General features: G+C 60.3%; 13 protein-coding genes and 1 tRNA gene. 7 read left to right on the forward strand and 7 right to left on the reverse strand.

Annotated features, from left to right (window positions below):
• Nucleotides 1–435: a hypothetical protein gene (locus PWM43_RS05875; RefSeq protein ID WP_289841617.1), complete on the reverse strand. Its 435-nt coding sequence runs from the start codon at nt 433–435 to the stop codon at nt 1–3.
• A 31-nt stretch (nt 436–466) separates the two neighbouring features.
• Between PWM43_RS05875 and prmC the strand changes: the two genes are divergently transcribed.
• On the forward strand, nt 467–1,345 hold the full coding sequence (prmC, locus tag PWM43_RS05880) for a peptide chain release factor N(5)-glutamine methyltransferase (RefSeq protein WP_289841618.1): 879 nt from the start codon (nt 467–469) through the stop codon (nt 1,343–1,345).
• A gap of 269 nt (nt 1,346–1,614) precedes the next feature.
• Nucleotides 1,615–2,040, forward strand: coding sequence for a DUF4167 domain-containing protein (locus PWM43_RS05885; protein WP_289841619.1), 426 nt, complete (start codon nt 1,615–1,617; stop codon nt 2,038–2,040).
• A gap of 97 nt (nt 2,041–2,137) precedes the next feature.
• Here PWM43_RS05885 and PWM43_RS05890 read toward each other — a convergent pair whose 3' ends face one another.
• From PWM43_RS05890 to PWM43_RS05905, 4 genes are all read right to left on the reverse strand, one after another.
• The gene (locus tag PWM43_RS05890; protein ID WP_289841620.1) at nt 2,138–3,004 is read right to left on the reverse strand and encodes a glycosyltransferase family 2 protein; all 867 of its coding nucleotides are present in this window, start codon (nt 3,002–3,004) and stop codon (nt 2,138–2,140) included.
• 85 nt (nt 3,005–3,089) lie between these two features.
• Nucleotides 3,090–3,164: transfer RNA gene (locus tag PWM43_RS05895), tRNA-Met, on the reverse strand.
• Nucleotides 3,165–3,354: 190 nt separating this feature from the next.
• Nucleotides 3,355–4,821: an APC family permease gene (locus PWM43_RS05900; protein ID WP_289841621.1), complete on the reverse strand. Its 1,467-nt coding sequence runs from the start codon at nt 4,819–4,821 to the stop codon at nt 3,355–3,357.
• A gap of 136 nt (nt 4,822–4,957) precedes the next feature.
• Nucleotides 4,958–5,800, reverse strand: a complete 843-nt coding sequence (locus tag PWM43_RS05905; protein WP_289841622.1) for an undecaprenyl-diphosphate phosphatase — start codon at nt 5,798–5,800, stop codon at nt 4,958–4,960.
• Between the two features lie 168 nt (nt 5,801–5,968).
• Between PWM43_RS05905 and PWM43_RS05910 the strand changes: the two genes are divergently transcribed.
• Complete coding sequence (locus PWM43_RS05910) at nt 5,969–6,427, forward strand: MlaD family protein (protein WP_289841623.1); 459 nt, start codon at nt 5,969–5,971, stop codon at nt 6,425–6,427.
• Nucleotides 6,428–6,433: 6 nt separating this feature from the next.
• On the opposite strand, the gene PWM43_RS05915 is transcribed toward PWM43_RS05910, so the two are convergent.
• Together PWM43_RS05915 and PWM43_RS05920 are read right to left on the reverse strand one after the other, a co-directional pair.
• Nucleotides 6,434–7,552 carry an ATP-grasp domain-containing protein gene (locus tag PWM43_RS05915; RefSeq protein WP_289841624.1) on the reverse strand — a complete coding sequence of 373 codons (1,119 nt, stop codon included), beginning with the start codon at nt 7,550–7,552 and terminating at the stop codon, nt 6,434–6,436.
• A 7-nt stretch (nt 7,553–7,559) separates the two neighbouring features.
• On the reverse strand, nt 7,560–8,132 hold the full coding sequence (locus PWM43_RS05920) for a DedA family protein (RefSeq protein WP_289841756.1): 573 nt from the start codon (nt 8,130–8,132) through the stop codon (nt 7,560–7,562).
• Nucleotides 8,133–8,417: 285 nt separating this feature from the next.
• Between PWM43_RS05920 and PWM43_RS05925 the strand changes: the two genes are divergently transcribed.
• The 4 genes from PWM43_RS05925 to tmk are packed head-to-tail and all read left to right on the forward strand — an operon-like array spanning nt 8,418 to nt 12,178.
• Complete coding sequence (locus PWM43_RS05925; protein WP_289841625.1) at nt 8,418–9,413, forward strand: lytic murein transglycosylase; 996 nt, start codon at nt 8,418–8,420, stop codon at nt 9,411–9,413.
• Complete coding sequence (locus PWM43_RS05930; RefSeq protein ID WP_289841626.1) at nt 9,400–10,278, forward strand: septal ring lytic transglycosylase RlpA family protein; 879 nt, start codon at nt 9,400–9,402, stop codon at nt 10,276–10,278. The genes PWM43_RS05925 and PWM43_RS05930 overlap by 14 nt, the downstream gene beginning before the upstream one ends.
• Nucleotides 10,279–10,286: 8 nt before the next feature.
• Nucleotides 10,287–11,525 (forward strand): D-alanyl-D-alanine carboxypeptidase family protein, encoded by a 1,239-nt coding sequence (locus PWM43_RS05935; protein ID WP_289841627.1) that lies wholly within the window; start codon nt 10,287–10,289, stop codon nt 11,523–11,525.
• Between the two features lie 8 nt (nt 11,526–11,533).
• A complete protein-coding gene (gene tmk, locus PWM43_RS05940) occupies nt 11,534–12,178 on the forward strand; it encodes a dTMP kinase (RefSeq protein ID WP_289841628.1) in 645 nt (214 codons plus the stop codon).

Genomic DNA, 12,178 nt, shown 5'->3' on the forward strand with positions numbered 1-12,178 from the left:
TCAGCTGATCGGCGCCGCGCAGACTTTCGTGGCGCCCGCGTGATGGGTCACGGCATTGGGGTCATTAGGGTCGAGCAGATAGAAATCCGTGAAGTTGTTCGTGCCGTACGCCATGAAGACGCGCCCGTCCGGATTGTTGAGGACGCCTTCGCTGCTGACGCGATGGGTTTCTTTCTCGCCGCGATCGTTCGTAATCGTGATCTCGCCGCACAAAGCATAATCGTGATTCAATCGTCCAACCGGCGTCATGACTTTCTTGACGATACGATCGCTTTTTTCGTCGAGGCGAAAAACCGCGGCCAGATTGCCGTCGATGTAAAGGCGGGAAACTTCGGAGATTTCGACATCGGCCCGATCGTCAATCACCGTGAACTCTCCTGCATGCGCGGCTTGTGTGGCACAAAGCACGATGAGAGCGGAAAAAATCGATTTCATGCCGCCTCTTATAGCGCGTAAGCATGAGAGAATGAGCCTGAAAAAATTTAATCTGAGGGATTTGATTGCTGATGCCGCCGACCTTCTGCGTCAGGCGGGTATCGAGGATTCGCGTCGCGAGGCCCGCTTTCTGGCCGCCTGGGCTTTGCAAATCGATCTCACAGCCCTTCTGACGCGTGACGTCATGTCCGAAGACGCCGCAAAGCGCTTTCAACAGGCCGTGGATCGTCGCCGCATGCGCGAGCCCATGGCGCTCATTACCGGACGGACAGGGTTCTGGACGCTTGATCTTGCCGTTTCCCCGGCCACTCTGGTGCCTCGCGGCGATTCCGAAACCTTGATCGAGGCCTTGCTGGAGGCCCGTCCGGAACGCCAATCGCGTTTGCGTATTCTTGATCTGGGGACGGGCACCGGATGCCTTCTTCTTGCGGCGCTGGCAGAGTATCCGAATGCGTTCGGTGTTGGTGTGGATCTGTCGGCGGACGCGGCGGTTCTGGCATCTCGCAATGCGGCAGGGAACGGATTGCGGGAGCGCAGCGCTTTTCTATGTGGTCATTGGGCGGATGCACTACAGGGACGTTTTGACGTGGTTCTGAGCAATCCGCCTTATATCGAAACAGACGTCATTTCGTCTCTCATGCCGGAAGTGCGAATCTTTGAACCAGCCAGTGCGCTCGACGGGGGAACGGATGGTCTGGATGCGTACCGGCTGCTGATTGGGGCTTTGGGACGCCTTCTGACAGATGACGGGCTCGCGATTTTCGAACTCGGTCAGGGTCAGGACGAGGACGTCGCGCGCCTTGCCCTCGACATGGAACTGAGGGTTAGAGGTGTGCGCAAAGACCTTGGCGGAATTGGCCGCGCCCTTCTGATTGAAAGGACTGCTGGACCGGCGGTCGAATTTAAATAACGGTTGTCAAAAAGGCATGTTCCTGTTAGACGCGTGAAGAACGGAGTGTCTGGTGAGCGCGGCTTGGTCGCAGATCCTGGTTCCCGTTCGGTTTGCGTCAGGGCGGTCTGAAAAATCGTTTTCTCTCGGCAAATCATAAGGTCCGGCTTGGTGCCCGACCTCTCAGGTTTACAAACCAGGGTCGTTAATTCCCGGCAGTGCCGTCGTCGGTTTTCATGCCTGATTGAACGTAACTGCGAAAACGAAAGTGCTTCGGCAGATTCATGAACATGAAACGTATGAGAAGGCCCCATCACCGTCCAAGCGGCGGGGGCGGTGGGTCACGTCAGAGTAACGGGCAGACGCCTCTCAACAGAAACCATGTTTTCGATAGTAATGGTCCCGACCTCCGCGTTCGTGGAACGGCGCAGCAACTATTCGAGAAATATCTTCAGCTTGGGCGGGATGCGACCGGTACAGGCGACCGTATTCTCGCTGAAGCCTATTTTCAGCATGCCGAGCATTATTTTCGCATTCTCAACGCGATGAATCAGGCTGCCCAGCAAAGTCAGGTCGAGCGTCAGGAACGTCATGCGGCGCGCCAGCGTGCGTATTCTGAGCAGCCAGGCGACCGCCGTGGCCCGGACGGTGAAGAACAGCCATCCAATCATGTTCCCGAGGAAGAAGAGGCTGTTTCCGAGGCAACGGCGGACTGATTTTCACAATAAACTGCGTTGTAAACATCCGCCTTGTCTTGCCATTCGGTACGGCAAGGCGGATGTTTACGTTTGAGGGACTTTCTATCGCCGCTCTTCAGAAGCGTCCTCTGAAGCGGCCCGGAAGCGCCCAGAGTGCGTCGCCACTCAAATGAAGATCGAGTTTGTAGCGGTCTGCCGCGCGATCTCTCGTGCTGGAGAGCAGCCTATCCCGCCAGTGACGGAGATCCCCGCAGTCTGTAGTGAGAGACACGTCCGTATTTTGTGGAAGTCCCGCCATGCCACCAAGCATGGATGACCACTCCATATCCGGCATGCGCTGATGGGCGCCAGCGTTCTCGTACGCCCAGGGTTGCGTTCGGGTGCGCTGGAGACGCCTTATGCCGGCGTCATGGTCCGCATAGCGGAGATGAAACAGAAAGAGGGGTGCGTTGAAGTGGGGCAGGATGTTCGCATTGTGAAATCCCGGAGCCCAGACAACGGGCTGGCGAATAAGAACGCATTTGCACATCGCACTTGAGAAGCGAAGCCAGCGGCGTTGGAGTGATACGAGTCGGCTCCAATCGATGGGCGTTTCTTCGGTGTCCACGTGGATCACATCGAAACCTGTCGCTGTGGCGATCGGTTCGGGCCAGCATGCGGCGAAAGTTACGAGATCGGGAAAGAGAGCGGGGTCGGCGACGAGTAGTTCGTCCACATCGACATAGATGACGGCGTCGTACCACTGGAGAAGCGCTGCACAGTAAAGAGAAATGGCCGTCGCGCGTCGGTCATCATCCTGCGGCGATCTTGGTATTCTAAGCACATTGATTCTGCCAAGATCGTGCGTCGATCCATCGTCGGAACCATGATCGATCACATGGCACGCGCTTTCGCCGACCTGGGCCGCATAATGACTCCGCCAGACGGGCAGAAGCTCGGCTTCGTTATAGGTCATTGTGACGACGGCGAGGGGCGCTTTCATGGCGGGAATGTACGGCGTCGCGCCATGCCATGATAGCGTTGCGGCGTTATTTTTTCGGTATTTGAAAAGAGAAGGACCGGCCGGATGGTAGCGGCGGACGGATTTGAACCGCCGACCAAGGGATTATGATTCCCCTGCTCTACCGCTGAGCTACGCCGCCATCGCGACCGGTGGCAGGGAATTAGATGGCGAGAGGTTTGATGTCAACCGCTCACGCCGAACTTTTGAAACGGGAATTTTCAATGCGTGAAAATGGCTCTGAAAGTGAGCCATTTCGAAGGGTTGCGGGGGGCTGTGCGACCGCGCGGGTCTTTGGTCTGCCTCAGGGATCTGCTGAAAGGTGGCGGAGGTCAGTCCGCCAGCTTTCCCATTTTGGAATGTCGACGACCATAGCCAAGATAGACCGCGATGCCGACGCCGACATAAGTCATGAGGAGCCCCGCGGGGACCGGATTGCCTTTGAACAGGGCGTTGAATACGTCGACGAACAGGGGAACGGTCATCACAAGCGCGAAGAATATCCCAAGCGCGGGGGCGGTTCCAATCCAGATTCCACCGATGGTGATCCCGCCCAGAGGTACGGTGAACGGACGGTCCATGTCGGGACGGGCATTCCGCTGCCAGATTACGGTGAAACACACGATCCCGAAAGCGGATGCGGTTCCGAGACTTACGAGATCACTGATGATGTCTATTGGCAGGACGGCGGAAGCGAACGCGACCATGCAGGCGACGAGAATGGTGCCGATCACGGGCGTCTGGAAGCGCGGATGTACACGTCCGAACAGCGGGGATACGAGCCCGTCATGCGACATCGTAAAGAAGATGCGAATCTGACCATACATCAGCCCCATCAGAACCGAGCACAGACCGACGGTCGCGCCAATGTTGACGAGTAGGGCAAGCCATGGCTGGTGCATGGCCCGCACCGCCACGGCCAGGGGATCGGCCACGTTGAGGTCTCTGTACGGAACGACACCAATCAATACGGACGCGACAGAGATATAGACCAGCGTGCAGATGAGCAGACTGCCGATAATGCCGATCGGTACGTCCCGTGTCGGATTGCGCGCTTCCGACGCCGCGGTCGAGACCGCTTCGAAGCCGACATAGGCAAAGAATATGACGGAGGCGCCGCGAAAGATGCCGGGAATGCCGAACCGGAAACCGCCTTCCGAAGGGGGGATGAACGGGTGCCAGTATTCAGGGTGAAGGGCGAATAGGCCAAAGCCCATGAAGACGAAGAGAACGCCGACCTTGACACAGACGATAATCGTGTTGATCCGGGCGGATTCCTGCACGCCCTTCGCAAGGAAAGCTGCGACGAGGGCGATCGCGAAGACCGCAACGAAATCGAGCCTCCAGCCGGCTCCGATGGCCTCGCCATTACTACCGGGGAGCGTCTGGAGCGTCGCCTGGCTCAGAGCCGCCGGAACATGCAATCCGAATCCGGACAACAGGCTGGTCGCATAGCCTGAAAGTCCCGACGCGACTGCCGCGCAGGAAATTCCGTATTCCAGAAGAAGCAGCCATCCTACTGTCCACGCCGCCCGTTCGCCCATGGAGACGTAAGCATAGGAATAGGCGGAGCCGGATACCGGCATGCATGACGCGAGTTCACCGTAAGAAAAAGCCGTGAAGAGGCATGCGAGCGCCGCCACGATGAAGGAGAGCAGGATCGACGGCCCGGCATACTGGGCGGCCGCCGTGCCCGTCATGACGTAGATACCCGCCCCGATCGTGGACCCGACCCCGAGCAGGACCAGTTGCGTTGCGGTCAGGGAACGTTTCAGACCGTGCGTCTGAAACTCGGTCATGATCTGTTCGAGAGGTTTGCGACGCGCGGATTCCGGCCGCGCCGAGGGGTGGGGTGCCATAAGGGTCAGGCCTGTCGCAAATCTGTCATGGGCCTAACATGCCGCAACGTTGCGGCGAGGGAAACAGAGACTCGCGTCAGAACACGAGTAATACGATCGAAATGAAACCTGCGCCCAGGCAATAGAATGCGAAGGGCGTCAGCGCCCAGCGATCGTGACCCCGGAAATACCGCAGAAGGGTCAATGTACTGATCACGGCCGTGACACCGGCCACGATCGCCGCCAGACAGGACTGGATCATGACGTCATGGGGTATGGTTACATGCCGAAGCTTGAACGCCTGATGAACCGTCGCGGCCAGAATGGCCGGCTGTGCGAGCAGGAAGGAAAATTTGGCTGCGGTCTCGTGATCGAGGCCGCGCAGCAGACCGCCGTTCATGGTCACGCCGGAGCGTGAAATTCCCGGGAAGAGCGCGAGACATTGCCACAGGCCGATCGTCAGGGCGTCTCCAGCCGACATATCGGAAATCGCGCGCTGGGGCTGACGGCCTTTCAAGCTTCTGAGCCATTCCGTTGCAAATAGCAGGAAGCCGTTCACCATCAGGAAAACGGCAACGATGAGCGGTGCGCCGAAAAAAGAGCGCAGCCTGTGCTCAAATACGCCTCCGACCACGACGAGAGGCAGAGTGCCTACGACCAGCAGGACCAGAATCCGGATCGACTGCTCCCGTCGCGCCTGGCCGTGACGTCCCAGCGCACCACCGATGATCGCAATCCAGTCGCTGGCGAAAACCAGCAGGAGGGCGACCAGCGTTCCGAAATGCAGCATCGTCAGGAACGGCAGGAAAAGGGGATCGTTTTCATCGATATGCCAGTGGAGAAGGGCAGGGATGAGAACGGCGTGACCAAGGCTGCTGATCGGGAAGAGTTCGGTAACACCCTGCAGAACGGCGAGAAAAAGGGCCTGGGCAAGTGTCATGGCGATCCGTTTGGTTCAGGGGCCCGGATGGCGGGCCATGCGTCGGACATGATACCGACGGATGCGCTCTCTCGTGCACCACGCACGCGAATGCTGCAACCCCGCTTGACCGTCCGATGCGGGCACGCGAAGACCCATGAAGATTGATTGCGCGAGGAGACGAGGCAAATGGCTGCTGGAAAGCGGGGCGGGGCGATTCTCGCGAGTGCTCTCGTGCTCGGGGTTGCGTGCGGCTTCAGTATTTATGCGGACGCGCAGAAACACGGTCGCATTGCGGGGGGGACGGAGCTGCATGCCCGTTTCAACTCGGCTAATGGGCTGCACGCTGGCGCCAAGGTTCTTCTGGCGGGGGTTGAGGTCGGGCGGGTCCGTGACATCACCCTCGATCCGGCGACCCAGCTTGCCGATGTCGCCTTCGTGGTCGATTCCCGGCTTCACCTGCCGAAGGATAGCGTTCTTGGAATCGTCGCACCGACGATGACGTCCGATAACGCTCTGGAGATCACGCCGGGCAAAGCCGTTGAATCGCTGGCGGCGGGTGCGGTCATATCGGACACGCGCGATCAGCTTTCGCTGGAGCAGCAGGTCAGCAATTATATTTTCGGAGGCGCGCTGGGCGGGGGTTGAACGCGGTCAATCGTTCAGCGGGTAGGAGGCGAGCATCCGGCGCTGCTTGCGCCAGGCCCGCAACATCGTGAACGCGCCGCATGTTTTCCAACCTCGCGCGCGGTTCGCGGCGCCGATGCGGAATGTGGCGCTGTAGTGCTCGAACTGCGCGCGATAAGCTTCCCACAGGGTCGTTCTGCGGTCCCATATATGGGTCGCCTCCGACCCGACTCCGTTGATCTCTATAATCTCGAAGTCTTCTCCCCTTTTCAGCGCATCGATCGAATCGGCTTTGACATCGATGCGGCCGAAGTGGAAATCCGGAATGTCCTTGATCAGGGCGTCCAAGCGCGCGGTCAATTCCGGCGTGGTATCGGCGCGGCCGTCGCGAAATACGGATCCCTTGCAGTGGTTGCCGGTAAAGACGAGTTCGACTCTCTGCCCGGGAGCCGGAACGTGATGGCGCCGGTCGCCGAGGCGCGGAAGGTAAATTTCGGGAACGAGGCTCATCCGGCGATCGCGCATGATGAGTTGCTCGATGGATGAAACGCCATCTCCCATGACGTGGGGAACGTCCTTGTAGGTGATGGACGTAATGCGTCCGTTCGCTTCATCGGGGTGCCGGATGTAGAAAATGCCGGCTTCGATCGGGCGATCGATAAGCTTCTGAAGCACGATCCGCACGCTGCCGGGGTATTGCGCCAGAACCGATGCAAGATCTTCAGGGTGACGGACGAGTTTCACGCCGGTGCCATTGCAGCCGATATCCGGCTTGACGACGACGGGGAAACCAATCCCGGCGTCTTTCATCGCGGTGCGCGCGCGCACCTCATCCTGCTCGCGATGGCGTTTGTCGAGCGTGATCGCGATGTAAGGAGCGATCCACTGCCGGGCCAGGGGACCCGCGAGGTCGAGAATGTCGGTCTTGCGTTCACCGCACAGTCCCCCGGTTTCGATGTGGGGATTGGCGGCGCTGGGGATGCTGAAATCACCATATCGGATGCCCATCGCAATCCAGTAAAGTACGATGGGTGTGTAGAACACGGAACCGGGCCAGAACTCGAAAAGCGAAAGCGGATGGGCCGTCGCGTCCGCGTCTGGCTCTGGCGCGTTCAGGTCCTCGGTGGTGTCATAAATCTGTAGCATCGCCCCATCAGTCGCTGAAACTTTGAAGCCGCGCAATCAGCCGACTCACAAAAATGATCGTTATGACGAAACCAGCCATTCCCACCCAACGCCAGCCTTGCAAGTGGGCTTCCATCCAGTTGCCGACATGTTCTGATACGGTGAAAAGGATGGATGTCCAGACCAGCGTGGCTCCGACGGCACTGAGCGCGAAGCGCCCCAGTGGCGCCCGGAAGAACCCACAGGCCGTGTAAAGGGGCAGTCTGGCGCCCGGAATGAAGCGGCTGACAATGACGGTCTTGACCACGTGACGGGAGAACCATTCGTGGCCTCGGTCATGTTTGGGCAACGTAATCCAACGTTGGAACGGCGTCCATTTCGCCCCCAGGGCGCCCAGACCGTAAAGCAGGACATCGCCGAACGCGACGCCGATATACAGTGAAATCAGCGCGATCGGACGCTCAAGCTTGCCATCTTCGCACGCCATCGCCGCGAGAATGGTCGTTGCGTCCTCGAGGATGAACGTCCCGATGATGATCGTAAGCCCCTTGGCCCACCATGTCGCGAGCCAGGATCCCTGAGCCGTCTGTGTCAGAACCATCCAGAACGTATTCACTGCGCGCGAAACCTCCCGCATGCGGGGCCCTGAGAGAGAGAGCGCGTGGCGCAGGCCGGTTCATGGAAGGGAGACGAGATGCTCATGACCGGGCGGGTTTGACATGCAACTCGCAAAACGCAAGTGCCGTCAGATTTCAAAGCGATAAGGAATGCAGGCGCGGCGGACGGAGGCGGACGTGATTGCCTATGGTGTCTCAGGCCCTTGCGCCGTAGGCTGCGCAGAGCGGCCAGACCGCGCCATCCCTTTTGCATGGACATGCACACGATCATGCTCAACCGTCGCGCGTTCGTCGCGTCCTGTTCCGTTGTGGCTCCGACCATCGGTGTCGTTTCGAGTGCTCGTGGCCTCGCCGCTCCGGCGATCCCGGGTCGTTATGAGAACTTTCTCGCATCCATTCGCCGACAGGCCCTGGCCGATGGGCTGAACGCCCAGATCGTCGGGCGCGCGCTCGCCATGACTCAAGCGCCCAATGCGCATGTTCTGAAACTCGATCGTCACCAGCCGGAGTTCACCCTGACCTGGGCGCAGTATCGGCAGCGGGTCATCAGCCCGTCGCGTATTACCGAGGGGCAGGCCGCTTTTCGGGCGCGCGACTCGCTTCTTGCCCGGATCGAGCGTCAATACGGCGTGGACGCCCGTGTCATCGTCGGTATCTGGGGGCTCGAATCCGGTTTTGGTCGGAAAATCGGCACTTTCTCGGTCATCGATGCCCTGGCGACGCTGGCCTATGACGGTCGTCGCGCCAGTTTTTTTCGCAGTGAACTGCTCAAGGCCCTGCGGATTCTCAATGACCGGGACATCACGCCGGAGGGCATGATGGGGTCTTATGCCGGCGCCATGGGGCAGCCGCAATTCATGCCAAGCGCCTATCTCAGCTATGCGGTGGATGGCGATGGCGACGGGCGACGCGACATCTGGAAAAGCGAAGCCGACGTGTTCGCGTCCATCGCCAATTATCTGAAACGATGCGGCTGGGTCGCCGGTGCGCCCTGGGGACAGCCGGTGACGCTTACCCGCGACATCGCGCAGACGATCACGGGGCGAGGGAATGTTCAGTCTCTGGCCCAGTGGGCCGCGCTCGGCGTGCGTCGTGCCGATGGTTCGGCGTTCTCAAGGCCGGACGTTCAGGGGGCGCTTCTCCGGCCCGACGGCGCAGGTGGGGAGGCGTTCATCGTGTACAAAAACTTCAACGTGATCCGACGCTATAATCCCTCGGATTTCTATGCGCTGGGTGTGGGGCTGCTTGGCTATGCGGTGGCGTAACCTTCGACTGACCGGCGTCCTGGCTGTTCTTTCCGTATTCACGGCATGCCAGCGTTCCGCACCACTTCTGGTCAGTCATCCTCATTACGTGATCGGAAAGGGGTGGCAGGGGCAGGACGGCTGGTTCTACCCGGCGGAATCGTTCGAGCTTCGTCAGACGGGGCTCGCGATTCGCGAAACCGATACGACGCCCCATTTGACGGCCGATGGGGAGATCTGGAACGCCGGGTCGATGACGGGCGCACACCAGACCCTGCAACTGCCTGCCGTCGTGACGTTGCGGAACATCTCCAATGGTCGCACCGTACGGATCCGCCTGAATGAACGCGGGCCGCGATCGAGCGGTCGTCTGGTCGCGGTGACGCCGAAAGTGGCCGAACTGCTGGGTATTATGAGTCAGCAACCGGCTCCGGTGGAACTGATCGTCGACGAACCTGCGAGCCGGGCGATGGCCGAGGCGAGCCCCGACGCGCCGAAGCTGGATATCGCATCAGCGCCGCGCGGCGACGTGGTGGCAGAGTCTCTCGACGGGAAAGGCGGCGCGGCGCGTAGCGTCGGTTCGCACGAATCGGCATGGGGGCGTTCGTCCGGCGGGCTGGTTCTGGAGAATCTGCCGGTGCAGGTGATGGCGGGATATGCGCAGCCGGTATCGTATGCCATCCAGTTCGGAAGCTTTGCCGGACGGGCGGCCGCGACACAGGTGGCGCTGCGCTGCGGCGCGGCCGTGACGACATCGGCTGAAGCCGGACGCGGACTGAACTGGCTGGTTGTGAAAGGACCGCTTGCAACTGTGGCCGAAGCGGATAATGCCTTGGCGCAGGCCCATGGCTGTGGCATCGCCGGAGCGCGGATCGTGGTCGAATAAGGTGAAACGTGCAGACTAGACGCTATCTTCTCAGTGGCGCGGCGGGGCTCGTCGCATTTTCCGGTCTGGCGTTCGCGCGCCCACACCACGCTCATTCGGCGGGACGCGCGAAAGCAGCGGCCAGTGCGGACGGCGCCAGCCCGCCGCCCGCCGCTGGAGGACCGCCCGCGAACACGCCGATCGGTCCTGTCGATACGGTCGCGCGGTGGGCCTGTATCGTCGATTACAATACGGGCGCGGTCCTGCTGGAAAAGGCGGCCGATGAGCGCATGGCGCCGTCCTCGCTGACGAAGCTGATGACGGCCTATATCGTGTTCGGCATGCTGAAGAGCGGTCGTCTGAGCGCCGATCAGAGCCTGCCGGTCAGCGAGAAGGCCTGGCGCATGCAGGGCTCGAAGATGTTCGTGCCGCTGGGACAGGCCGTACCCGTTTCAGCGCTGATCGAAGGTATGGTGATTCAGTCGGGCAATGACGCCTGTATCGTTCTGGCGGAAGGTATTGCCGGATCGGAGGAGCAGTTCGCCACGCTCATGAATGACACGGCGGCCAAGATCGGTCTGACGAACTCGCATTTTCTGAACTGCACGGGCTGGCCCGAGGACAATCACTATATGACGGCGCGCGATGTTACGACGCTCGCCATTCACCTGATCCGTGATTATCCCGAATACTATCATTATTTTTCCGCCAGCGATTTCACCTACAACAACATCAAGCAGGGCAATCGCAACGTTCTCGTGGACAAGGGCCTCGCGGATGGTCTGAAGACCGGCCACACGGATGCCGGTGGTTATGGATTGTGCGCGAGCTCGGATCGCAACGGCAATCGTATCGTCATGACGATCAACGGAACGTCGTCGATGAATGAGCGTGCTCATGAAGGCGAGCGTCTGCTCGGCTGGGCTTTCGCCAATTTCGAGAACGTCACGCTTTTCCGCAAGGGACAGGAAGTCGATCGCGTCCCCGTCTGGATGGGTGAGAAAGCGGATGTCGGACTGGTGACGACGCGCGATGTCGTCATGACGCTGCCTCATGGCTGGCAGCAGCGCAGCCATCTGGGTGTTGATTACCAGTCGCCCGTCATGGCCCCTGTCCAGCATGGCCAGACGCTCGGAGCGCTCGTGCTGAAGAATCCCGGCATGACGGATGTGCGGGTGGATCTGGTGGCGAGTGCGAGTATTCCGCAGCTTGGCGTTGTAGGGCGTGCGCTGGCGCGTCTTGGCCACGCGCCGACAGCGCATGGTTAAGCCCGGGCGTGTCTGACGGGTTGTTCATCACATTCGAAGGCGGGGAAGGCGCGGGAAAAACGACGCAGTCCCGCCTTCTGGCCGAGAGGCTCCGGCAGGCCGGACATGAAGTTGTCCTGACGCGTGAACCGGGTGGCACGCCTGGTGCCGAAGCCCTGCGTGAAGTGCTGCTGTTCGGTGCGGCGCCGTTATCATGGAAAGCGCAGGTGCTCGGCCATATGGCCGCGCGCGCCGACCATATCGACAATCTGATCCGTCCGGCCATCGAGCGGGGCGCCGTCGTCGTATGCGATCGCTTCCATGACTCAACGGTGACCTATCAGGGCTACGGGGTTGGACGCGCAGAGCAGGCAATTCTGTCGTTCATCGCGGATATTCGCCGATTGCTGGCGTTTGAGCCGGACCTCACCTTCCTTCTCACGGTGCCGCTGGAGACCGGTATGGACCGGCTGGCCGCGCGTGGGGGACGCACGGATCGCTATGAGGCGGAAAGCGTCGCTTTTCATGAACGTGTGGAAGCGGGTTTTGCGGCCATCGCCGCCGCCGAGCCCGTACGTATGCGAGTTGTGAACGGTGTCCGCGCTCCGGACGAGGTCGCGCAAACGATTTATGATTGTGCGACGGCGTGCCTGGAGGCGCGCCTGAAGGGATGA

The organism is Brytella acorum (assembly GCF_029309905.1).
In the GTDB taxonomy this organism is placed as follows: Bacteria; Pseudomonadota; Alphaproteobacteria; order Acetobacterales; family Acetobacteraceae; genus Brytella; species Brytella acorum.